Annotated in this window: 19 protein-coding genes; 10 read left to right on the top strand and 9 right to left on the bottom strand. The window is 71.1% G+C overall.

The window, feature by feature from the left end; translation table 11 throughout:
* Positions 1-173 precede the first annotated feature (173 nt).
* Complete coding sequence (locus ACFXB5_RS25905) at positions 174-3,857, top strand: S8 family serine peptidase (protein ID WP_385211937.1); 3,684 nt, start codon at positions 174-176, stop codon at positions 3,855-3,857.
* An 86-nt stretch (positions 3,858-3,943) separates the two neighbouring features.
* On the top strand, positions 3,944-4,963 hold the full coding sequence (locus ACFXB5_RS25910; RefSeq protein WP_385211939.1) for a helix-turn-helix transcriptional regulator: 1,020 nt from the start codon (positions 3,944-3,946) through the stop codon (positions 4,961-4,963).
* A gap of 87 nt (positions 4,964-5,050) precedes the next feature.
* Here ACFXB5_RS25910 and ACFXB5_RS25915 read toward each other — a convergent pair whose 3' ends face one another.
* Positions 5,051-5,845, bottom strand: coding sequence for an IclR family transcriptional regulator (locus tag ACFXB5_RS25915; RefSeq protein ID WP_385211941.1), 795 nt, complete (start codon positions 5,843-5,845; stop codon positions 5,051-5,053).
* Positions 5,846-5,987: 142 nt separating this feature from the next.
* On the opposite strand from ACFXB5_RS25915, the gene ACFXB5_RS25920 reads away from it, so the two are divergent.
* The 3 genes from ACFXB5_RS25920 to ACFXB5_RS25930 all read left to right on the top strand — a co-directional run bounded on the left by ACFXB5_RS25920 (position 5,988) and on the right by ACFXB5_RS25930 (position 9,550).
* Positions 5,988-8,066, top strand: coding sequence for a GDSL-type esterase/lipase family protein (locus tag ACFXB5_RS25920; protein ID WP_385211943.1), 2,079 nt, complete (start codon positions 5,988-5,990; stop codon positions 8,064-8,066).
* On the top strand, positions 8,063-8,488 hold the full coding sequence (locus tag ACFXB5_RS25925; RefSeq protein WP_385211945.1) for a cytidine deaminase family protein: 426 nt from the start codon (positions 8,063-8,065) through the stop codon (positions 8,486-8,488). Before ACFXB5_RS25920 ends, ACFXB5_RS25925 begins: the two co-directional genes overlap by 4 nt.
* Positions 8,489-8,584: 96 nt before the next feature.
* On the top strand, positions 8,585-9,550 hold the full coding sequence (locus ACFXB5_RS25930; RefSeq protein ID WP_385211946.1) for an LLM class F420-dependent oxidoreductase: 966 nt from the start codon (positions 8,585-8,587) through the stop codon (positions 9,548-9,550).
* Here the strand turns inward: ACFXB5_RS25930 and ACFXB5_RS25935 are convergent.
* The gene (locus ACFXB5_RS25935) at positions 9,537-10,466 is read right to left on the bottom strand and encodes a LysR family transcriptional regulator (RefSeq protein WP_385211948.1); all 930 of its coding nucleotides are present in this window, start codon (positions 10,464-10,466) and stop codon (positions 9,537-9,539) included. The genes ACFXB5_RS25930 and ACFXB5_RS25935 overlap by 14 nt on opposite strands.
* Positions 10,467-10,987: 521 nt before the next feature.
* Between ACFXB5_RS25935 and sfnG the strand changes: the two genes are divergently transcribed.
* Genes sfnG through ACFXB5_RS25955 form a run of 4 tightly spaced genes read left to right on the top strand, consistent with a single transcriptional unit; the run spans position 10,988 to position 15,101 of the window.
* On the top strand, positions 10,988-12,097 hold the full coding sequence (gene sfnG, locus ACFXB5_RS25940; protein ID WP_385211950.1) for a dimethylsulfone monooxygenase SfnG: 1,110 nt from the start codon (positions 10,988-10,990) through the stop codon (positions 12,095-12,097).
* A 50-nt stretch (positions 12,098-12,147) separates the two neighbouring features.
* A complete protein-coding gene (gene ssuE, locus ACFXB5_RS25945; protein WP_137968171.1) occupies positions 12,148-12,702 on the top strand; it encodes an NADPH-dependent FMN reductase in 555 nt (184 codons plus the stop codon).
* 2 nt (positions 12,703-12,704) lie between these two features.
* A complete protein-coding gene (locus ACFXB5_RS25950; protein ID WP_385211952.1) occupies positions 12,705-13,904 on the top strand; it encodes an SfnB family sulfur acquisition oxidoreductase in 1,200 nt (399 codons plus the stop codon).
* Positions 13,905-13,940: 36 nt separating this feature from the next.
* Positions 13,941-15,101, top strand: coding sequence for an LLM class flavin-dependent oxidoreductase (locus ACFXB5_RS25955; RefSeq protein WP_385211954.1), 1,161 nt, complete (start codon positions 13,941-13,943; stop codon positions 15,099-15,101).
* A 57-nt stretch (positions 15,102-15,158) separates the two neighbouring features.
* On the opposite strand, the gene ACFXB5_RS25960 is transcribed toward ACFXB5_RS25955, so the two are convergent.
* Positions 15,159-15,344, bottom strand: a complete 186-nt coding sequence (locus ACFXB5_RS25960) for a DUF397 domain-containing protein (RefSeq protein WP_385211956.1) — start codon at positions 15,342-15,344, stop codon at positions 15,159-15,161.
* Positions 15,341-16,198, bottom strand: coding sequence for a Scr1 family TA system antitoxin-like transcriptional regulator (locus ACFXB5_RS25965; RefSeq protein ID WP_385211958.1), 858 nt, complete (start codon positions 16,196-16,198; stop codon positions 15,341-15,343). The genes ACFXB5_RS25960 and ACFXB5_RS25965 overlap by 4 nt, the downstream gene beginning before the upstream one ends.
* 163 nt (positions 16,199-16,361) lie before the next feature.
* Between ACFXB5_RS25965 and ACFXB5_RS25970 the strand changes: the two genes are divergently transcribed.
* Positions 16,362-16,817, top strand: a complete 456-nt coding sequence (locus tag ACFXB5_RS25970) for an ATP-binding protein (protein WP_385211960.1) — start codon at positions 16,362-16,364, stop codon at positions 16,815-16,817.
* Here the strand turns inward: ACFXB5_RS25970 and ACFXB5_RS25975 are convergent.
* The 5 genes from ACFXB5_RS25975 to ACFXB5_RS25995 all read right to left on the bottom strand — a co-directional run bounded on the left by ACFXB5_RS25975 (position 16,806) and on the right by ACFXB5_RS25995 (position 23,090).
* The gene (locus ACFXB5_RS25975; protein ID WP_385211962.1) at positions 16,806-17,360 is read right to left on the bottom strand and encodes a hypothetical protein; all 555 of its coding nucleotides are present in this window, start codon (positions 17,358-17,360) and stop codon (positions 16,806-16,808) included. The genes ACFXB5_RS25970 and ACFXB5_RS25975 overlap by 12 nt on opposite strands.
* Positions 17,357-18,544 carry a helix-turn-helix domain-containing protein gene (locus ACFXB5_RS25980; RefSeq protein ID WP_385211964.1) on the bottom strand — a complete coding sequence of 396 codons (1,188 nt, stop codon included), beginning with the start codon at positions 18,542-18,544 and terminating at the stop codon, positions 17,357-17,359. Before ACFXB5_RS25980 ends, ACFXB5_RS25975 begins: the two co-directional genes overlap by 4 nt.
* Before the next feature lie 82 nt (positions 18,545-18,626).
* Positions 18,627-20,771 (bottom strand): glycoside hydrolase family 95-like protein, encoded by a 2,145-nt coding sequence (locus ACFXB5_RS25985; protein ID WP_385211966.1) that lies wholly within the window; start codon positions 20,769-20,771, stop codon positions 18,627-18,629.
* Positions 20,772-21,216: 445 nt separating this feature from the next.
* On the bottom strand, positions 21,217-22,074 hold the full coding sequence (locus tag ACFXB5_RS25990) for an ABC transporter ATP-binding protein (RefSeq protein ID WP_385211968.1): 858 nt from the start codon (positions 22,072-22,074) through the stop codon (positions 21,217-21,219).
* Positions 22,071-23,090: an ABC transporter ATP-binding protein gene (locus ACFXB5_RS25995; protein ID WP_385211970.1), complete on the bottom strand. Its 1,020-nt coding sequence runs from the start codon at positions 23,088-23,090 to the stop codon at positions 22,071-22,073. Before ACFXB5_RS25995 ends, ACFXB5_RS25990 begins: the two co-directional genes overlap by 4 nt.
* Between the last annotated feature and the right edge of the window lie 3 nt (positions 23,091-23,093).

The raw sequence follows: 23,093 nt of genomic DNA on the forward strand, positions 1-23,093 counted from the left end.
CACCACCCCCGACACACCGCCGCACTCCCCTGCTGTTCCCCAACTCCTGTGGCCATTCAGGGCATTGGCACGCCCCGGCCACAGGATTCCCTTGAGCACATCCGCTCGCGGCCACCACTCTGATCGCACCTTCCGACAGGAGAGTCGGATGCGATGAGGGAGGAAGCCAGCCGATGCGAAGATTGCGTCGCTTCTTGGCTGTGGTGGGCGCCGCCGGTGTGATGGGCGCCATGGCCGCCCCGGTGGCCAGCGGGCGGCCGGCCCAGGCCGCCGCGGAGGCCCCACCGGTCCGTACGCAGCAGCACACGGTCACCCTGATCACCGGCGACACGGTCAGCGTCACCACCGGCGCCGACGGAAAGTACGCCGTGGAGGTGCAGCGGGCGCCGGGCCGCGAGTCGGCGGAGTTCGTGACCACCCAGCAGGACAAGGAAATCAGCGTCGTACCCGTGGACGCGCTCCGGCTGATGTCCAAGGGCCGGGTCGACGCGGGCCTGTTCAACATCACCCAGCTGGTGAAGCAGGGCTACGACGACCGGAAGACCGACTCGATCCCGGTCATCGCCACCTACCGCGCCGACGGCGCGCACCCGACCCCCGAGGGCGCGCGCAAGACCCTCGCCCTCACCAGCGTGGACGGTGCGGCGCTCAGCGCCAGGAAGGCCGACGCGGCGGACTTCTGGGCCGACGTCAGCCGCGACAAGGGGTTACGGAAGCTCTGGCTGGACCGAAAGGTCAAAGCGTCGCTCGACGTCAGCGTTCCGCAGATCGGCGCCCCGGAGATGTGGAAGGCCGGACACGACGGCAAGGGCGTCAAGGTCGCCGTGCTGGACACCGGCATCGACGCCACGCATCCGGACGTCAAGGACGCCGTCGCCGACTCCAAGAGCTTCGTCCCGGACCAGACCGTCAAGGACGGCCATGGCCACGGCACCCATGTGGCCGACACCATCGTGGGCAGCGGCGCCGGGTCCGACGGAAAGTACAAGGGCGTCGCGCCGGGCGCGAAGCTGCTGGTCGGCAAGGTGATGAACGACGCGGGCGAGGGCTACTCGTCGTGGATCATCGAGGGCATGGAGTGGGCCGCCGCCTCCGATGCCAAGATCATCTCCATGTCGCTCGGCGGCACGGCGTCCGGCCCCTCGGATCCGCTGAGCGAGGCGGTCGACCAGCTGTCGGCGTCCTCCGGGGCGCTGTTCGTGATCGCGGCGGGCAACTCCGGCCCGTTCGAAGGGACCGTGGAGACCCCCGGCATCGCCGACTCGGCCCTCACCGTCGGCGCCGTCGACAAGTCCGACAAGTGGGCGACCTTCTCCAGCCGCGGGCCGCGCGCCGGGGATTACGCGATCAAGCCCGACATCACCGCGCCCGGCGTGAACATCACGGCGGCCCGTGCGGCCGGTACGGCCATGGGCACCCCCGTCAACGACCTGTACACCACGTCGAGCGGCACCTCGATGGCCACGCCGCATGTCGCGGGCGCGGCTGCGATCGTCGCGGAGGTCCACCCCGACTGGACCGGCCGGCAGATCAAGGACGCCCTGGCCAGCACCGCGAAGACCAGCGCGGCGGACGGCCCGTTCACCCAGGGCGACGGCCGGGTCGACGTGCCGCGCGCGGCCACCCAGAACGTCTTCGGGACCCCGGTCCTCAACTACGGCCAGTACGCGTACGACGCCGACAAGGCCGACCCCAAGGCCATCAAGTACACCAACGCCACCGACAAGCCGGTGACGCTGAAGCTGGCGTCCTCGGTCGGCGACGACTCCCTGACCCTCGGCACCGACACCGTGACCGTGCCCGCGAACGGCGAGGTGAAGGCCCTGGTCACCGTCGACCCGGCCAAGGCGAAAGCGGGCCGCCACGCCGGATACATCACCGCCACCGGCGACGACGGCGCGGGCGGCACGGTCAAGGTGACCACGGCCGTCGCCTACGAGAAGGCCGAGAAGCTCTACGACCTCAAGGTCACGCTGCTGGATCGGGAGGGCAACCAGGCGCCGAGCGCGCTCTACACCCTCCAGGAGCTCAGCGACGCCAGCCAGAACCAGTTCGGGTACCTGCTCGGCTCCGACTCCTTCCAGCTCCCGGCCGGCACATACTCCCTCGCCACCTGGATCCCGGTGCTCGACAGCGGGAAGCACGAGATCGCGACGAGCGTCGTCGGCGATCCGGAGATCGAGCTGACGGGCGACACCTCCCTCACCCTCGACGCCCGCAAGGCCGTCGAGATCAAGCCACAGACGAAGGAGAAGGACCCCGAGCCCCAGGGCGTGATCACCTCCTGGCACCGGGAGCTGAAGGGCGGCAGCTCCTTCGGCCTGACCTACTCCATGGGCAAGTGGAGGAAACACATCTACGCGGCGCCGACCGAGAAGGTCACCAAGGGCTTCTTCGAGTTCTACAGCCGGTGGCGGCTGGAGAAGACGAAGCTGACCGCGAGCGTCACCAGTCCCGAGCGGGTCGCGCTCAGCCCGCAGTACGTGGACACGTACACCGGCTGGCCCGTCAAGATCGACGGTAAGCGGAAGGTGCGGCTGGTGTCCGCCGGGGCCGGTACGCCCGAGGACTTCGAGGGCCTGGACGTGAAGGGCAAGGCCGTGCTGGTGGGCCTCGAACCCGACGGATGGCCCGACGAAGCGGTCATCAACGCCACCAAGGCGGGCGCCGCCTACGTCCTCGTCTATCGCAAGACCACGCTCGGCCTGTGGCTCACGGCGGTCGACAGCGCCACCATCCCGGCCATGTCCGTACCCGGCGAAGAGGGCGACAAGCTGCTCAACCTGCTGGACGGCCAACCCAAGGGAGTGACCATCGAGCTGGGCGGCTCGGCCGACAGCCCGTACCTGTACGACGTGGTCCTGCCCGAGCGGGACGCCATCGGCGAGGACCTCACGTACCCCATCAACAGCCGCACCACCCACAAGGTCACCGCCCGCTACCACGGCCCCGCGAAGGAACACCTCGGTGCCGAGGCCACCCACACCTTCCGCCCCTACCAGCTGTTCTCGGTGGAACAGAAGGCCGAGGTGACACTCGGCACCCAGCGCACCGAGTACTACAGCGCCGACCCCGACACCCGCGTCTGGCGCACCGCGATGCAGGACTACGACGGCGCCGGACGGCAGTGGTCGCCGCTGCGGACCTATGCGCCCGGGACGAAGGAGACGGTGGACTGGCTGTCGCCCGTCATCCGGCCCACCACCGCCGCCGAGTTCGGCACCTCGGAGCGCGAGGGTGACCAACTCTCCGTCGCCATACCGGAGTTCTCCGACTCGGGCACCGGACACTACGGCTCCGCGGGCGCGGCCAAGGACGGCATCGACGCGGTGAAGACCAGCCTGTACGCGGACGGCAAGCCGGTCGGCGAGGCCCCGTACGGCTCCGGCACCTTCCAGGTGCCCGCCGAGAAGGCCGCGTACCGGCTGACGATCGACGCCCGGCGAAAGGCCGACTGGTCGGCGTACTCGACCAGGACCACGACACAGTGGGACTTCGCCTCCGCGCACACCGCACAGGCGACGGCCCTCCCCCTGCTCTCCATCGACTACGACCTCGGCGTGGACCTGCTCGGCCAGACCAAGGCAGGGCGAAAGTTCGGCTTCGGCCTGACCCTTCGCCACCAGGAGGGCGCTGACGCCGCGAAGCTCACCGGGGCGAAGGCATGGGCGTCCTACGACGACGGCACGACCTGGAAGAAGGTCGAGCTCACCCGCTCCGGCACGGGCTACCGGGCCGCGGTCGGCCATCCCCCGCTCGGCGCCACCAACGGCTTCGTCAGCCTGCGCGTCCAGGCCGCCGACGCGGACGGCAATCGAATCGATCAAACGGTCATTCGCGCATATGGCCTGAAGTAGGCCGAAAGCCTTCCTTCGGCGGTAACGAACAACGTCTAGCGTGCCGTTGATCGCATCGTTGCATCGACGCGCTGGAGTCGCCGCCAGTGGACAGCAGAGCATCCGTATCCGCATCCGACGAGACCCCTGCCACGAGCCCGAGCCCCTGGGCCGCGGCAGGGGTCTCCGACTTCGACGAAGCGCTGTACCACGCGATCCTCCACCAGCCCGAGGCGGGCATCACCGGCTGGTCGCGGCTGCTCGGCGCCTCCCCGCCGCGGGTACGCCGCGCCTGCGCCCGGCTGCTCCGCCTCGGCCTGATCCAGGCCCCCGACTCCACCGGGGGACTGCGGCCCGTCGACCCCCGTATCGCCGTACGGGCCCTCATCCGCAAGCGCGAGAGCGAATCCGACCTGCTCGCCGCCACCGCCGACGACATGGCCAAGATCTACGCCGCCGGGCTGCTGCGCGCCGAGCCGTCCTCGCTCGTCGAGGTCGTACGCGGCGAGAGCGCCAACGCCGCCCGGCTGGAGGAGCTGTACGCCCGCGCCGAACACGAGGTCTGCCTCTTCGACTCCCCGCCCTACCTCGCCCCGCTCACCCCACAGCTGGACCTCCAGAGCGAGGTGCTGCGCCGTGGGGTCGCCTACCGCACCGTGTACTCCGTCACCTCGCTGGAGTCCCCCGACCTGCTGGCGTACGCGGAGGGCATGGTCGCGCTCGGCGAACAGGCCCGGGTGCTGCCGACCGTCCCCATGAAGCTGCTGGTGGTCGACCGCCGCACCGCGATGCTGCCACTGACCAGCGCGGACGCCGGTCCGGCCTACTGCGCGGTGATCGTGCGGCACTCCGCCCTCACCGACGCCCTCCAGACGCTCTTCGAGACCTTCTGGCAGCAGGGGACCCCGCTGAGCGGTACGCCGGACGACGGTGCCGAGGAGCTCAGCGCGGCGGACCGCCGGCTGATCGGCCTGCTGGCGGCGGGCATGAAGGACGAGGCCATCGCCCGTCACCTCGGTGTGAGCCTGCGCACCCTGCGCCGCCGTGTCAGCGACCTCCAGCTCCGCCTCGCCGCCGCCGGGCGCTTCCAGGCGGGCGTCCGCGCCGCCCAACGGGGCTGGGCCTGACGCGGTGCGGAACCGGGGCCTGACACCGCGCGGACCTCGGGCCTGACACCGCGCGGAACCGGGGCCCAACACCGCGCGGAACCGGGCCTACGGGCGCCACTGCGGCCCCGTGCCGCTCCCCCTCGGCACAACCGCCTCGATCTTCGCCCGGATCTCCCGCATCACCGCGACGATCCGCTCCTCCCGCCCCTCCGTCAGCCGGGCTGTCGGCACCGAGCAGCTGATCGAGTCCATCGCCGGAACGTCGTACCGCAGGGCGAACCCGAAGCCCACGATGCCCAGGACCCCCTCCTCCCGGTCGATGGCGTGGCCCCGCTCCCGCACCCGCTTCAGATCGGCCAGGAGCGAGGCGCGGGTGCGGTGGGTGTTGGGCGTCGCCTGCTCCAATACCTCGCTCATCAAGGGGAGTTCACCGTCGATCCGCTCGGCGAGCAGCGCCTTCCCCAGGGCCCCCACATGGGCCGGGAGCCGCCGCCCGACGCGGCTGAAGGGGCGCAGGTACTCATGCGACTCCCGCGTGGCGAGGTAGACGACATCGCCGCCGTCCAGCCGGGCGAAGTGAATGGTCTCGCCCAGCGCGTCGGACGCCTCGTCCAGATACGGCCGCGCCGCCCGCACCCGTGGATCGCTGTCCAGATAGCTGGTGCCGGTGAGCAGCGCGCGGATGCCGATGCCGTACAGCGAGCCGGTGACGTCGGTGCGCACCCAGCCGCGGTCGATCAGGGTCTTGAGGAGGGCGTACATACTGCTGCGCGGGACGCCGAGCTCCTCGGCGAGCTCGCGCAGCCGGGCCGGCTGGTCGCCGCGCGCGGCGAGCAGCTCCAGCAGTTCCACGGTGCGGCCCGCGGACTTCACTTCGCGCACCCCACCGGTTTCCGCCATGGCTCACATCGTAACTGTCGCCGCACACCTTGACGTTGAACCGATTCAAGGCTTCCATCGTGGGGCCACGATGCCTGGGAGCGCTCCCAGACCCTTCCCGGACCCCACTCAGGCATCCACTCCCTCCCCCGAGAGGACCCCCATGCGATCGATCCCGCATTCCTTACGCAGACTCTTCGTTCTTGTCATGGCCGCGTCGCTCTGCGCGGTGGGGCTGAGCCTCGGCGTCACCTCCGCCGCACGGGCGGCGGCCCCGGGGAACGGCTCGGTGACCGACCCCAACATCGTCTACACCGGCCGCTGGGACCTCGGATCCGCCACCGCCGCCGTCCCCAACTGGACCGGCGGCTACCTCCAGACGGCGTTCACCGGCACCACCGTGAAGGTCAAGGCCCGGGAGGCGGTGAACTTCTACGCGAGCGTCGACGGCGGCCCCGATGTCTTCTACGCGGGCGTCAAGGGAACCGTCACCCTCACCCCCCAGCCGCTCCCCCAGGGCACCCACACCCTCCGCGTCTCCTACCGCTCCGGCGACACCGTCTTCCAGGGCCTGGTCCTGGACGCGGGCGCGGGCACGGTCGCCCCGCGCGTCCCGTCCGGGCTCATCGAGTTCGTGGGCGACTCCATCACCGCGGGCGCCCTCACCGACCGGCTCGCGCTGGACTCGTACGGCTGGAAGACCGGCGAGCGGCTGGGCATGCTCCACACCCAGATCGCCCGCTCGGGCTACTGCCTGGTCGGCAAGGACGGCTGTGCGGGGCTGGCCACGCAGTTCTTCAAGACCGCCTCGACCGGCGACCAGAACTGGGACTTCTCCCGCTACCAGGCCAGTGCGGTGGTCATCAACCTGGGCACCAATGACGTCGGGCACGGCGTCACGGGGCCTGAGTTCCAGTCCGCGTACACCGGTCTCCTCCGCGACATCCGCGCGAAGTACCCGAACGCGGCGCTCTTCGCCGTCCAGACCCTCAAGAAGCGCTATGTGACGGAGACCAAGGCGGCCGTGAGCGCGCGCAACGCGGCCGGTGACGCCAAGGTGAGCTACGTCGACACCACCGGCTGGCTCACCGACGGAACGGACTACGAGGACGGCAACGGCCACCCCAACGAGGCGGGGCACACCAAGTTCGCCGACCGGCTGGCCCCGATCATCGCCGCGAAGCTCGGCACCGCGCTCGGCTCCACGCCCCTCAAGGCCGCCACGCCCCTCAAGGCCGCCACGCCCCTCAAGGCCGCCGCGCCCCTCAAGGCCGCCGCGCCCCTCAAGGCCGCCGCGCCGCTGAAGGCCGCCGCGCCCGGCCAGCCGGGCGACCCCAACATCCGGTTCACCGGCCGCTGGGACACCGAGAGCTCGGCCACCGCCTACACCCCCTACTGGGCGGGCGCGTACTTCCGCACCGGCTTCACCGGCCGCACCGTCAAGCTCAAGCAGCGCAACGCGATCGACCTGTGGGCCAGCATCGACGGCGGCCCCGCCACCTTCTACGACGAGGCCAAGGGCACGGTGAACCTCACCCCGGCCCCGCTCGCCGCCGGAAACCACACCCTCCAGGTCAACTACCAGGTGATCGCGGGCTCCTACCACGGTGACGCGGTCTTCCAGGGCCTGACCCTGGACAGCGGCGCCACCACCTTCACCCCGCCGGCCCCGAAGAACCTGATCGAATTCGTCGGCGACTCGATCACGGTCTCCACCACCACCTCGCAGAACGCCCGCACCGCCTACGGATGGCTCATCGGCGAACGGCTCGGCGCCGACCACACCCAGATCGCGCAGGGCGGCGCGGCTCTGGTCGACACGGCGGACGACCGGATGAGCCTGGAGCAGCAGTTCACCAAGCTGAACCCGAACGCCGCCACGCCCGACTGGGACTTCTCCCGCTACCAGGCGAACGCGGTGGTCATCAACCTCGGCACCAACGACGTGGGCCGCGGGGTGACCCCGGCGCAGTTCCAGGCGTCCTACGCGAGCCTGCTGCGCAAGGTCCGCACCGCCTACCCGAACGCCTGGATCTTCGCGCTGCGCACCTTCAGCGGCCGGTTCGGCACCGAGACCAAGACCGCCGTGACCGCCTCCGGCGACGCCAGGGCCTCCTACGTCGACACCACCGGCTGGCTCGCCGCCGACGACCTCTCGGACTCGGTCCACCCCAACGACAAGGGCCACCGCACCATCACCGACCGCCTGGCCCCGGTCATCTCTGCCAAGCTCCGGACATGACCACGTCTCATTCCGTCGACCATGACCTCGTCCAGGCCGCGACCCGGGTGACGGCCGCCCGCAGCCGGGGTGACAACCACACCGTGGCGGCGGCGGCCCGCGACCGGGACGGGCGGATCGTCACCGCGATGAACGCCTACCACTTCACCGGCGGCCCCTGCGCCGAACTCGTCGTCATCGGCGCGGCGGCCGCCCAGGGCGCGTACGACCTGGTGACGATGGTCGCCGTGGGCGACCGCGGTCGCGGGGTGATCCCTCCCTGCGGCCGGTGCCGCCAGATGATGCTCGACTACTTCCCGGACATCCGCGTCATCGTCGGGACGGGTGAGCGGCTGCGCGCCGTGCCCGTCGCCGATCTGCTCCCGGAGAGCTACCGCTGGGCCGACCACCAGGAGGAGAACGACGGCGGCCCTACGCCCTGACCGCCTCCCCTGGCCTACCGCAAGTGAGCCGCCACGACCCACGGTGACCAGCCGTTTGTCCCGTTTGGACGACGTGGGGAACGGTACTCGGGGGTCATGGTTCGATGGGGATACACGATGATGACCGAGCAGGCCGGTCCACGTCAGCTCGTCGACGACGTGGTCCGGGCCGAGCAGGTCGGGTTCGACTTCTCGGTGACCTCCGACCACTACTTCCCGTGGCTGGACTCCCAGGGGCACGCCCCGTACGCCTGGAGCGTGCTGGGCGCCGCCGCGCAGGCCACCTCCTCGATCCCGCTGACCACGTATGTCACCTGCCCCACCGTGCGCTACCACCCGGCGGTGGTGGCGCAGAAGGCGGCGACGCTCCAGCTGCTGTCCGAGGGGCGGTTCCGGCTGGGGCTCGGGTCCGGCGAGAACCTGAACGAGCATGTGGTCGGGCAGGGCTGGCCGTCGGCGGAGGTGCGGCACAAGATGCTGGAAGAGGCGATCGAGATCATCCGGGCGCTGTTCGGCGGTGGCTATATCAATCACCACGGCACCCACTACGACGTCGACTCGGCGAAGCTGTGGGATCTGCCGGACCAGCCGCCGCCCATCGGCGTGGCCGTCTCCGGACCGCGGTCCTGCCGGCTGGCCGGGCGGCTGGCCGACATCCTGATCGCCACGGAGCCCAAGTCCGAGCTGCTGGCGGACTTCGAGCGCAACGGCGGCGGCGGGAAGCCACGGATCGGCCAGATCCCGGTCTGTTACGACCCCGACCGGGACGCGGCGATCGCCCGCGCCCATGACCAGTTCCGCTGGTTCGGGGGCGGCTGGAAGGTCAACTCGGAGCTGCCGGGGCCCGCCTCCTTCGCGGGCGCCACCCAGTTCGTCCGGCCCGAGGACGTGGCCGCGTCCATTCCGTGCGGCGATGATGTCGGGGAGTTCACGGAGCTGATCCGGCCCTTCGTGGACGCGGGCTTCACGGATGTGGCGCTCGTCCAGATCGGCGGCGACCATCAGCGGCCGTTCCTGGACTGGGCCGAGAAGCGGCTGCTGCCCGCGCTCAGGGAGCTGTAGCCCGGGGAGTTCCAGGAGTCTCCGCGCACCGTACGAAGAGCTCATGCAGATCGCGTACGGCGCGCGGTACGGAGCCCGAGCGGCGGCGCTGGATCATCAGCAGCACCTCGGTGGCCTCGCCGTCCGCGAGCGGCCGGTGGGTGATCGCGCCCCCGCGCTCCAGGGGGTCGCCGATAACGCTGAAGTCGGGGAGCACGGTGACGCCGAGCCCCTCGGCCACCATCAGCTTGCCCATCTCGGCCCCGTCGGTGGAGTACGAGAAGGACGGGGTGCGCCCGGCCAGCAGCCGGTGGATGAAGCGGTGCATCAGATAGCCGGAGCGCATCACGATCAGTGGCTCCCGCCCGTCCAGCAGATCCGCCGCGCTCACCGTCGGCCGGGCGGCCAGCGGGCTGTCCGGACGCAGACAGACCACCGGGCGGCCGCGCAGCAGCACGGTGGTCTCCAGGGTGGGCGGAACGTCGTCGCCCTGGAGGCAGTTGACCAGCCCCAGGTCGAAACTCCCCTCCAGCAGCGCCCGGTGGATCTCGGCCTGCTGCGCGCCCACCACCTCGACCTGGGTCACCGGGTGGGTGGCGCGGAACTCCCGGACGGCCGGGATCAGCAGCGGGACGGTCGCGGTGTTGACCGTGCCCAGCCGGATCATCCGGCTGACCCGGTGCTGGTCCCCGGCGGCGTCGCGCAGTCGGTCGACGGCCTCGATGACGCCCGCGATATGCGGCAGCAGTTCCCGTCCCTCCGCGCTGATCGTCGCGCCGGAGCGCTTGCGCTCCAGCAGATCCACGCCGAGTTCGCGTTCGAGATTGCGCACCGTCTCGCTGAGCGCGGGCTGGGACAGATGCAGTTCCTCGGCGGCGCGGCGGAGCGATCCGAGGCGGGTGACGGCGGCGATGTATTCCAGCTGTTCAATTCGCACACTGCGCACCCTGCCCGCGCGGGCCCGCCCGCTTCAAGGGAAACCCTGTCACGGTCTCATGAATACCGACTCACGCCCCGGTCCGCCTCCCGGGTAATCTCGAAGCGGGCGCCGCGGAATTCCACGGCCCGGCCCGCGCGTCCGGGATATGGAATGACACCCGGGCCTTCTTGACCGGCAGGACTTCCCCCTGGTTGGATCGGTGACATGAAGCGACAGGACCTCACGCGGCGACGCCACGTCGACCTCGCGCGTGTCTCCAGCGCGTCCTGTTGCTGTCCGGCCTGACCCGCCGTACGGGTCCGAGCGAGCCCTGAGGGATCGCCTCCGCTTCGCTCCCCGTCGCCTCCCATGATCGGGAAAGGCTTCTAGCCGCCGCCACCGAAAAAATGCGGCCGCGCTGTCCCGCCTTTGCGCCCATTCGCGCTGCCCGGTCTTTCCGCGCCCCGCCCCGGATGAATTCCGCTCGACGCCGGGGCGCCGATTCGCCATGCCCGTATTCGTTCCACCGGGAGTTCCTCATGCCCGCAGAACCCCTCCGTTTCGCCTATTGGGTACCCAATGTCAGCGGCGGACTGGTCACCAGCACCATCGAGCAGCGCACCGACTGGGGCTACGACTACAACCGCGATCTGGCCGTGCTCGCCGAGAACAACGGCTTCGACTACGCCCTCAGCCAGGTCCGCTACATGGCCAGCTACGGCGCCGAGTACCAGCACGAGTCGACCAGTTTCAGCCTCGCGCTGCTGCTGGCCACCCAGCGGCTGAAGGTCATCGCCGCCGTCCACCCCGGACTGTGGCACCCCGGCGTCCTGGCCAAGCTGGGCGCCACCGCCGATCATCTCTCCGACGGGCGGTTCGCGGTGAACGTCGTCAGCGGCTGGTTCAAGGGCGAGTTCACCGCGCTGGGCGAGCCCTGGCTGGAGCACGACGAGCGCTACCGCCGCTCCGAGGAGTTCATCCGGGCGCTGCGCGCCATCTGGACCGAGGACCACGCCGAACTGGCCGGGGACTTCTACCGGATCCGTGACTTCTCCCTCAAGCCCAAGCCGCTGAGCAGCCCCGGGCGCCCGCATCCGGAGATCTTCCAGGGCGGTAACTCCACCGCCGCCCGCGCCATGGCGGGCCGGGTCTCGGACTGGTACTTCAGCAACGGCAAGGACTTCGACGGCGTCACCGAGCAGCTCAGGGACGTCCGCGCCTCCGCCGCCACCGTCGGCCGCCCCGCGCCCGGCTTCGCCCTCAACGCCTTCCTCATCGCCCGCGACACCGAGGCCGAGGCCCGGGAAACCCTCCGCGAGATCGTCGCCAAGGCCGACACCGAGGCCGTGGACGGCTTCCGTGGCGCCGTCCAGCAGGCGGGCCAGTCCACCGCCGACGGCAAGGGCATGTGGCAGGACTCCTCCTTCGAGGACCTGGTCCAGTACAACGACGGCTTCCGTACGGGGCTGATCGGCACCCCCGAGCAGATCGCCGAGCGCATCGTCGCCTACAAGCGGCTCGGCGTGGATCTCTTCCTCCTGGGCTTCCTGCACTACCTGGAGGAGGTCGAGTACTTCGGCAAGCGGGTGCTGCCGCTGGTCCGCGAACTGGAGGCGGAGCTGCCGGAGCCCGTGCCCGCGCTCACCTGACCGCCACCGTTCCCACCCCACCGCCACGACCGCATCACGAAGGGTTGCTCATGGCCACCGTCCTGTCCCTCTCCGGGTCTCCCTCCGCCACCTCCCGCACCGCCCGGCTGCTGCGCCATCTGGACGCCCGGCTGACCGCCCAGGGCCATCAGGTGGTCCCGCTCGACGTCCGTACCCTGCCCGCCACCGCGCTGCTCGGCGCGGACTTCTCGCACCCGGCCATCGTCCGGGCCAAGGCGCTGGTCGAGCAGGCGGACGGGCTCGTCGTGGGAACACCGGTCTACAAGGCCGCCTACTCCGGGCTGCTGAAGTCCCTGCTGGACCTGCTGCCGCAGTACGCGCTCGCGGGCAAGACCGTGCTCCCGCTGGCCACCGGTGGCACCACCGCCCATGTGCTGGCCATCGACTACGCGCTGCGGCCGGTGCTGTCCTCCATGGGCGCGGCCCATATCGTCCAGGGCTGGTTCACCCTGGACAAGGACATCACGGTCGAGCCGGACGGCGGGGTGAGCGTGGCGGCCGGGGCCGCCGAAGCGCTGGAGCAGGTCGTCGACCAGTTCTCGGCGGCGCTCGGCCACACCACCGTACTGGCCGCGGCGAGCTGACCGTGTCGTCCCTGCCCGAGCCCGCCCATGTCATCGCCGATGACGCCGAGGCGCTGAAGGTGGCCGCGGCGCTGGCCGAGGAGTTCCGTACCGGCGCCGCCGAGCGCGATGCGCGGCGCCGGCTGCCGCGTGCCGAACTGGACCGGCTGTCCGCGTCCGGGCTGCCGGCGATCACCGTCCCCGCGGAGTACGGCGGGGCGGACGTGTCGGCCGTGACTCTCGCCGAGGTGTTCCGGCTGCTCGCCGCCGCCGACGCCAGCCTCGCCCAGATCCCGCAGAGCCACTTTGTGTACGTCAATGTGCTGCGCCGTCAGGGCACGCAGGCGCAACAGGCGTTCTTCTTCGGCGAGGTGCTGGCGGGGAAGCGGTTCGGCAACGCCCAGTCGGAGGCAGGCACCACACACATCCAGGACATCCGCACGCGCCTCGCCCCGGCCGCCGACGGCTCGTACACCCTGACCGGTGTCAAGCACTACTCCACCGGCGCGCTGTTCGCCGACTGGATCCCGGTGCTGGCCCGGGCGGAGGACGACGACCTGTACGTGACCTATGTCCCGCGGGACGCGCCCGGTCTGACCGTCGTGGACGACTGGGACGGCATGGGCCAGCGCACGACCGCGAGCGGCACCGTCCGGCTGGAGGCCGTGCCCGTCCCAGCCGACCGGGTCGTACCGCACCATCTCACCTTTCGCGGGCCCCAACTGCACGGCGCGGTAGCGCAGTTGCTGCACGCGGCCATCGACGCCGGGATCGCCTCGGGGGCACTGGCGGAGGCGGTGGCCTTCGTCCGCACCAAGAGCCGCCCCTGGTTCGAGAGCGGCTTCGAGACCGCCGCCGAGGATCCGCTGCTGATCCAGCGCTTCGGCGAGCTGGCCCTCCAGGTCCGGGGCGCGGAGGCGCTGCTGTCCGCCGCCGCCCGGGCCGTGGACACCGCCCGTGGCCACCTCGACGAGGACACCGCCGCCGAGGCGTCGATCGCGGTGGCCGCGGCGAAGGTGGCGGCGGCCAACGCGGCCGTGGAGACGGGCAGTTCGCTGTTCGAGGTGTCCGGCACCCGCTCGGCCCTGGACGCTCTGGGCCTGCACCGCCACTGGCGGGACGCCCGTACCCACACCCTGCACGACCCGGCCCGCTGGAAGGTCCAGCACATCGGCCGCTATGTGCTGAACGGCACGAAACCACCCCGCCACGGCCTTCTGTAGCCCCCACCCCCGCACACCCCTGAACGGAGCCGCACCATGTCCCTCACCTTCCACTGGTTCCTGCCCACCAACGGCGACAGCCGCCATGTCGTCGGCGGTGGCCATGGCACCCCCGTCACCTCGGCCGGAGGGGACCGTCCGCCATCCGTCGGCTATCTCTCCCAGATCGCCCGCGCCGCCGAACACCTCGGCTTCGCCGGTGCGCTGACCCCGACCGGCGCCTGGTGCGAGGACGCCTGGCTGACCACCGCGATGGTCAGCCAGCACACCGAGCGGCTGAAGTTCCTGGTGGCGTTCCGCCCCGGCTTCCTCTCGCCCACCTTCGCCGCCCAGATGGCCTCCACCTACCAGCGGCAGACCGGCGGACGGCTGATGCTCAACGTGGTCACCGGCGGCGAGAGCCAGGAGCAGCGCGGCTACGGCGACTTCCTCGACAAGGAGGCCCGCTACGCCCGCACCGGCGAGTTCCTGGGCATCGTCCGCGACCTGTGGGACGGCAAGACCGTCGACCACACCGGCGAACACCTCCATGTCGAGGGCGCCAAGCTGGCCCGGCTCCCCGACCCGGTCCCGGATGTCTACTTCGGCGGCTCCTCCCCCGCAGCGGGCCAGGTCGCCGCCCGCCACTCCGATGTCTACCTCACCTGGGGCGAACCCCCCGCCCAGGTCGCGAAGAAGATCACCTGGATCCGCTCCCTCGCCGCCGAGCAGGGCCGTACGATCCGCTTCGGCATCCGGCTGCACGTCATCACCCGCGACACCGCCGAGCAGGCATGGGCCGAGGCAGGCCGACTGCTCGACGGCTTCGACCCGGAGACCGTGCGCTCCATCCAGACCGGCCTCGGCCGCAGCGAGTCCGAGGGCCAGCAGCGCATGCTCGCCCTGCACGGCGGCAGCCTGGACAACCTCGAGATCTACCCCAACCTCTGGGCCGGTGTCGGCCTGGTCCGCGGCGGCGCGGGCACGGCCCTGGTGGGCAGCCACGCCGAGGTCGCCGAGCGGATCGCCGAATACCACCGCCTCGGCATCGACGAGTTCATCCTGTCCGGCTATCCGCATCTGGAGGAGGCGTACTGGTTCGGCGAGGGCGTCCTGCCCCTGCTGCGACGGCAGGGCCTGTGGTCCCACCCCTTCCAGCCCGCCGCCCCGGAACCGGCCACCGTCCAGGTCCCCTTCGCGGCGGCCGGGAGCTCCTGATGACCCGGTGACGTCGGGTGGCGTGCCCGCGGTTGAGTCCGCGGGCGCGCCTCCGGCTCAGCCGTGTGCGGCGAACCGTACGAACTGCGCCCAGCCGTCACGGCTGACGGCAAGACCGGGGCGCGCCGTGTCCTTGGAGTCCCGTACGTGGACGGCCTCTTCGGTGACGGCCACTTCCACGCAGCTGTCACCCTGACTGCCGCTGTAACTGGACTTGAACCAAGCAAGTTCCGTCGCGCTCATAGCTCTCCTCGCAGTCGCTCCAGCAGGCCACGAGAGTCTTGGGGTGTCAGGGCCTGCGAGCGCAGTGTGTCATAGCGCTGACAGAGCAGGCTCACCTCTTTCCGGTCGGCGATCAGCCGTCCGTTCTGCTGCCCTTCGGAGTACGCGAGGCGCCGCCCCTCCGACGTTTCCAACAGCTGTACCGGACCGTCCAGGCACGCATGCAACTCCGCTTCCAGCGGTACCACTTGCAGCTTCACATTGCGCAGTGCGCTGCGCTCCAGCACGTGGTCGAACAAGGCCCGCCTCTGCTCCCTGTTGCCGAACCCGCGCCGGAACACGGACTCCTCCACGATGAAGCTGAACGGGACGTGCGGCCGCTCGTGCAGCATTTTCTGCCGCTCGGTCCGCGCCACAAGCTGGGCCTCCAACTGCTCATCCGTCAGCAGAGGGATGGTGCCCTCGAACACCGCCCGCGCGTAGTCCTCCGACTGCAACAACCCCGGCACCAGCCGACACTCATACGTGTACAGGCTCACCGCCACCCGCTCCAGCCGCGCCCACCGCCGGAACCACGCCGCCAGCCCCGGCTCACCCCGCGCGAGGAATCGGGCCGCCTTCCGCAGCGCGCCCGTGTTGCCCAGGACCTCCTCCGCTCGCTCCACGAACGACTCGTCCGGCATGCGCCGCCCCAGTTCCACCGACGCCACGGTGTGCTTCGAGAACCGGACCAGCTCCCCGAACTGAGCCCGCGTGAGGCCCGCGTGTTCGCGGAGGGCCTGGACCACGGCCCCGAAGGTCCGCAGACTGTCGGAGGGGTCGGGCTCCCGTTCCCCGTCACCGTCCCCGGCCATACAGGTGTTGTCGGTCGTCATACGCGGACACCTCCAGGTGCGTACGTGCGAGGGCCCCCGCGCTCGACTCACCCAGGGTGACGGATCAACGGGTGTACCGTCCACCGAACGCGCATGTACGCTGACGCTGCGTACGCGGCGCGGTGCTGGCCAAGGTCGACGATCACCCGCAACCGTGGCCCCCATGAACGCAAGCACGCCCCAACTCCCCGCCACGAGCTGGACCTTTACCCAACGCCTGTCCTCCACGCGGCGCGGGGCCCGGCTGGCCCGGCTGCTCGCCGTGGAGCAGCTCCGCGCCTGGCCCCTGTCACCCGCCGTCGCCGACCGCGCCGTGGCGATCATCGCCGAGCTGAGCGCCAACGCGGCGCTGCACGGTCGTGTGCCGGGCCGCGACTTCCGGCTCGGCCTCGTCTTCGACGGCGCCACGGAAACCCTCCGCATCGAGGTCACCGACACCCGGGGCGAGCGGCAGCCCGTCCTCCAGCCGACCGCGCCTCCCCCGGACCGTGAAACCGGCCGCGGCCTGCTGCTGGTGGACACGCTCGCCGACCGCTGGGGCACCGAGCCGTACCATCCGGCGGGCAAGACGGTGTGGGCGGAGCTGGACTCGCGCCCCCGCTGCCGGTCAGTGCCGTAGGTCCTCGGGGCGCAGGGGTATGCCCCGCAGATGACGGCCCTGCTCCGTCATGGCGTACAAGAGGCGGTGTCCTTCGTGCGCCACGACCAGTTCCTCGGCCACGGCCTTCCGGACGAGGTCCACGGTGTCCATAACCGTGATCGCCTTGCGCCGGGCGAAGCGGCCGGCCTCCCCGTCGTCGGTGATCCAGACCGAGTTCGCGAATTCCGGCCGGTTCTGGATCAGCGTCAGGGTCTCCGCCTCGCCGAGGTGCTGGAGGGGGCGTGCCGGGTCGCCCGCGAAGACCAAGCGCCTCAAGCGGTCGACGAGTTCGGTCTCATGGGGGTCGTCGATCTCGATCGGTGTGCCGAGCCAGCCGTCGGCGGCGACCGTGCGGAGCCGGGGTAAATGGCGCGCTGAGCGGGTGGCCTCGTAGGCGACGGCCTGGGTCCAGCGGCCCCGGCTGTCGAGGACCTTTTCCAGCAGGCTCAGCCGGTCGACGGCCGCGAAATTGCACAGGACCGTGTTGTCGGGGAACCACCAGGTGCGTTTCGTGGCCGTCATGGCTGGAAGATCAGGTCGCCCTTCTCGGTGTCCGCGGCGGGGACCGTAACCGCGGGCAGCCCGGGTTCCAGGGCGTCGCGCAGTTCATCGGGGTCCATGCCGAAGTAGGCCGCGAGCGGGCGCAACGTGGTGTCACCGGCGAGATAGCCCTCGTAGAGACCACGGGCAGGGCCCAGCGGGAGGCGTCTGGCCTGGGCGGCGGCGACGCGCTTCTCATGGAGATCCGCGCGCTGGGTCAACAGGTGGCACATCTCCGTCGTCACGCCGCGCAGGCGGTTCCTGGCATCGGGGGTGACCAGACCGAGCTGGTGCAGGCGGGCGGCGAGAGCGCTCGGAGAGACCTTGAACCGGACGACCAGAGCCCGGAAGGCATCATCGGACAGCCCGGATTCGGCCGACTCGGCGTCCACTTCAGCATGGATCTCTGCCTGCGGCATCAGGAAGTTCGCCGCGAAGACATTGGCACGGATCTCCGTATGGTCCTTCTGCCTGCCGGGAGCCAGATGGGTCTCGGTGCGCATCTCCTGCGCGTCACGGGCGAGGATGTGGCCGAGTTCATGGGCCAGGGTGAAGCGCTGCCGGGTCCACACACCGGTGCGTGCCAGCAGCACCAGCCTGAAGTGGTCCGTCTGCCAGGCCGCCCCGTCGAGGCCGTGCGGGAGGTCCGTCTGCGCCACGTCGATTGCGAAGTGCTCTTCGAGGGCATGGGCGAGATCGGAGGTCTCGCACGCGGCCACTGACGCCACTCCGTGGGCGGAAAGCGCCGTCAGGGCATCCAGGGCCAGCTCTTCCCCCTGGTCGACATACCGCTCCAGGTCCGCCTTGGGACGGGGCAGGGCGGGCAGCGAGCGGGAACGGCCCATCAGGTCGAGCACGTCGTACGCGGTGGTGAACCGGTGGACGAGATCCTTCAGGGCGAGCCCGTCGTCGGAGTCGGAGAAGGGACCGCTGGCGCGTGCCGCGAAGGCAGGGCGCTGCGGCTCACGGCCGGTGAGCAGCCAGTCCACCGTGGTCCGGCCCAGCTCCGCGATGCGGGCCAGGTCGAGCGAGGTGAAACGGCGCCTGCCGCTCAGAGACTTGGACAGCTTGTCGGGGGTGAGCCCGACCCGCTCCGCGAACGCGGCCTGCTGGAGGGAGGCCGCACCCATGACCTTGCGCACACGGTCGGTCACAGTCTCGTTCATGAGGACAGCCTAACCGGCACTTGCGAAAATCGCAATCGATGAGCGAGCCCCTGGGGAAGCGGGGGCTCGCTCATCGCTCACCTCAGTCCGGCAGGCCCCACGGCTTGGCGTCGCCGACGGCCGGGACATCGCGCGGGGCCGGGTCCGGGCGGTGGCCCCGGGGGGTGACGAGGGCCGTCTCGTCGCGGGCGAGGGGGATCTCGATACGGCCGGGGCCGGTGGTGCGGTAGCGGAGGGGGCGGCCCCGGTGGTCGCGGACGTCGATCGGGCCGGGGATGCCGTGGTGCAGGACGAGGGGGGCACCGGCCTCGCTGTGGACGCGGACCCAGCGGGTGCGCCCGGCCGAGCGGTCCGCGTCCACGAGGAAGGCACCCTGGGTGCGCAGGGACTGGACCGAGAGGTCGGGCCAGCGGCGGGAGACGGACGGGAAGACCCGCACCACGCCGTTGTGGCTCTGGACGGCCATCTCCAGGACCGACTGGGCCGCCGTCAGGGGGCTCTCGGTGGCGAGGTTGCCGCCCTCGACGTACATGGTGTTCGGGGTGATCCAGGCGTTGTTCACCTTGTTGCCGCCGATGAGGAAGGTGAGGTGGTCCAGCGCCTCCTCGGGCCGTTCCATGCGCGAGGCCATGGAGGAGGCCACCGCGTAGCTGTAACCGGCCCACAGGCTACGGTCCTTGACCCAGTGGTCGAAGGTGGTGCGCATGATGTCCCGGTCGGCCGGGCGGTCCCAGTCCAGCTCGTGCAGCGGGTAGAGCCAGAGCATATGGGAGAAGTGGCGGTGGGACTCGGTCAGCGGCTTGTCCGCGCCGATCATGATGCCGGTGGCATCGCGGGGGTAGGCCACCAGGCGGTCGAGGATCTCGCGCCAGCGCCGGGCCCGGGGGTGGTCGGTGCGCAGGATCCGCAGACAGTCCAGGAGGGTGGCGCAGCCCCAGCGGAGCAGGGAGAGGTCGTAGGTGCAGTCCTCGGCGTCCGCCCACTCCGGTGAGCGGGTCAGCGGCAGATGCAGCTTCCCGTCGCCGCCCTCGTACAGGAAGTGGTCGTAGAAGTTCACCGCCTTGGCGAGGATCGGGTAGAGGACGTCGCGCACGATGCGGATGTCGAGGGTGTGGCGGTAGCTGAGCCAGACGTTGTGCATGGCCCAGATGAGGTTGCCGTTGTTGTCGGTCTTGGTGGAGGTGCCGGGGATGCCGACGGTCTTGGCGCCGGGGCGCAGCAGCCAGTCGGAGGGGTGGGCGAGGGCGTAGGTGTTCCCGTCCTGGTACTCCGGGGGGACGGACAGCGGCAGGTTCTTCTCGAAGTCCCGGAAGGTGGAGGTGACGGAGTCGAGTTCGAGGTGGTTGGCGCCCTGGATCAGCCAGGTGGCGATCTGGACGTTGAGGTTCCACCACACCGCGGTCCAGCTGCCGCCGGTCTCCGGGTACCACGGCCCCCATTCGGACATCGAGGGCCCGTCGGCGCGGGTGGCGCAGGCGGCCTTGTAGAGCTGGATCCAGTAGAAGTGCTGAAGGCGCTTGTCGGGTACGGAGAGCAGGCTGCGCCGGTAGTAGCGGTGCCACCAGGCGCGGTGTGAGCGCACCAGGTCGGCGGGGTCGGCGGCGAGGGTGCGGGCCACCTCGGCGACGGCCAGTTCGGTGGTGCGCGACAGGTCCCCGGGGTGGCGGTAGACGATGTGGGCGGCCAGCAGTCTGCCGGTGCCCACCCGCCGTTCGCGCCAGGCGGTGGTCCAGCCGCCGCCCGCGATCAGCGGCTGCTGCACATAGTGGGTGTCGCCCGCGGAGCCGGTGCGGGGGTCGGGGTTGCCGGTGTAGTCGGCGGGCTTGTCCTTGGTCCGGGGGGAGGTCGCGGGCATCCATGTGAACGACCAGGCCGCGCCCTCTTCGCCCGCGCTGGGCCGGGTGGAGATCAGCAGCGCGGTACGGGCGTTGTGCACCAGCATGGTGAAGCGGACGCTGCCCCGGGTGGTGGTGACGGTGCCGCGCAGTTCGGCGTCCCACAGGTCGAGGGTCCAGTCGATCCCGGTCACCTCTCCGGCGAGGGTGAGGTCGAAGTGGCCGATGGGCAGTCGGGAGTAGCCGTACGGGGCCCGCCACTGGGGGCGCTGGTCCTGCACCTGACTGTGGCTGAGCATGACTTTCACGGAGTTGGGTGTGGCGCCCTGGTACACCACCGCGCCGAGCAGGCCGTTGGCCAGGAAGGGACCGTCCTTCCAGTCGCCGGGCATCCGCCGCCACCGCGGGGGGGGGGGCCGCGGCCGGCGGGCGGGGGGGGGCCCCCCGCCCCCCCGCGGGCGGGGCGGGGGGCCCCGGCCCCCCGCGGGGGGCGGGGGCCCGGCCCAGCGGTTGGGGCGGGGCCGCCGCTCCGCCGGAGGCCTGGGGCGCGGCCCAGGCGGTGCCGGATCCGGCCAGCCGGCCTCCGGCGCCGACCACGGCCGCGGTGCCGAGCACACCTCTTCGAGAGATCCCGTTCCCTGTTGGCGCGGTCACGTATGTGCCTCCCATATCCGGTGGTGAACTACCGGCATGGTGCAGGGCACTTGGGCACCTGGGAATACCTCCGACGTATGGAAATTCATATCGTCACGTATTCGCAGATGAGATGGGCTCAGCTCCTCACATTGAGTCGTCGAATGCCAGAGTGAGCCGATGTCTCGCCTTCAGTAGCCACGGTCACAGCTCGGCGAGTTCCGCGCGCAGCCGTACCGTCTCCGCCGGGTCCCAGCCGTCGTGCGGCACCGACGAGAGCAGCAGCCGGGTGTACGGGTCCTCCGGGGTGTCCAGCACCCGGGCCGTCGGGCCCGTCTCGACCGCGCGGCCACGCCGCATCACCAGCGTGTCGTCCGTGATGTGCCGTACGACGGCCAGGTCATGGCTGACGAAGACCAGGGCCACACCGGTCTCCCGGCGGATGTCGGCGAGCAGCCGGAGGATCTGCGCCTGGATGGACACGTCCAGCGCCGCCACCGCCTCGTCCAGCACCAGCACCTCGGGTTCCACGGCGAGCGCACGGGCGATGGCCAGCCGCTGGCGCTGCCCGCCCGACAGACCGCGCGGGCGGGCGTCGCCCTCCCGCTTGCCGAGGCCCACCTGGTCCAGCAGCTCCTCGATCCGGCCGGCGACGGCCCGCCCCTCGTGCCGCCCGTGCAGCCGCAGGGCGGTGTGCAGGCACTGACGCGCGGTCAGCCGCGGATCGAGCGATACGTACGGGTCCTGGAAGACGATCTGGATCTCGCGGGCGCGGCCCAGCCGTGCGGCCCGGCGCGCGCCCGGTCCCCGTAGCCAACCGCCGCCCCGCCGCCCCGGTGTGCGCTCCCTCCCGTTCACCGTGATGGTCCCCGCGTCCGGGCGTACGAGGTCCACCAGGATCCGGGCCACCGTGGTCTTGCCGGAGCCGGACTCCCCCACGATGCCCAGCGAGCCGCCGGCCGGGACGGTGAACGAGACGTCGTCCACGGCCGTGGTCCGGCCGCCGCCCGGGAGCGCATAGGTCTTGCGCAGCCCCTCTACGACGAGTGCGGGCTCGGTCATGCGCTGCTCCTCGATACGAGTTCCAGTCGGCGGCAGGCCGCGGAGCCGTCCGCATCCGATCCGTCGCCGTCGCCGCCGTCGCCGCCGCCGAACGGGACGGCCACCGGCGCCCAGGTCTCGCACTCCGCCTCGGCCCGTGCGCAGCGCGGGAGGAAGGGGCAGCCGGTGAGGGCGTCGGACAGGGAGGGCGGGCGGCCGGGGATGGGGAGCGGTTCACGGTCGTCCCCCAGGCTGGGCGAGCATTCCAGCAGACCGCGGGTGTAGGGGTGTTTCGGGTCGGCGAACAGCCCGTGGGCGGGCTGCTGCTCCACCACCCGGCCCGCGTACATCACATACACGCGGTCGCAGTAGGCGGCCGCGAGCGGCAGGTCGTGGGTGATGAAGAGCGTCCCGAGGCCGCTTCCGGCCCGCCGCCGCTCCTCCTGGATGGACCGCAGCAGGGCCAGGACCTCCGCCTGGGTGGTCGCGTCCAGCGCGCTCGTCGCCTCGTCGGCGAGGAGCAGGTCGGGGTCGGTGGACAGGGCGGCGGCGATCACGACCCGTTGCAGCATCCCGCCGGACAGCTCGTGCGGGCGCTGCCGCATCCGGCGCTCGGGGTCGGACAGCCCCACCGAGGCCAGCAGCTCGGTCGCCTTCACCACCGCGTCGCGCCGGGACAGGCCCAGGACCCGGGTGAGCGGATCGGTGAGGAAGTCGCCGATCCGGCGGACCGGGTTCATCGCCGAGCGCGGGTCCTGGAAGATCATGGAGACGGTGCGGGACCGGTGCCGGCGCAGCCGGGCCGGGTCCATGGCGAGGACGTCCTCGCCGTCCACCCGTACCGAGCCGGAGGCCCGCGCCCCCTCGGGGAGCATGCTCAGCACCGCCCGCGCCGTGGTGGACTTGCCCGAGCCGGACTCGCCCACCAGGCCGACCACTTCGCCCCGGCCGACCCTCAGCGACACCTCCGCGAGCATCGGCCGGGCGGCGGCACCGGCCGGCAGTTCGATGGTGAGATCCTCGATGTCCAGCAGCATCGC

The sequence above is a fragment of the Streptomyces sp. NPDC059455 genome (genome assembly GCF_042750115.1).
GTDB lineage: Bacteria > Actinomycetota > Actinomycetes > Streptomycetales > Streptomycetaceae > Streptomyces > Streptomyces endocoffeicus.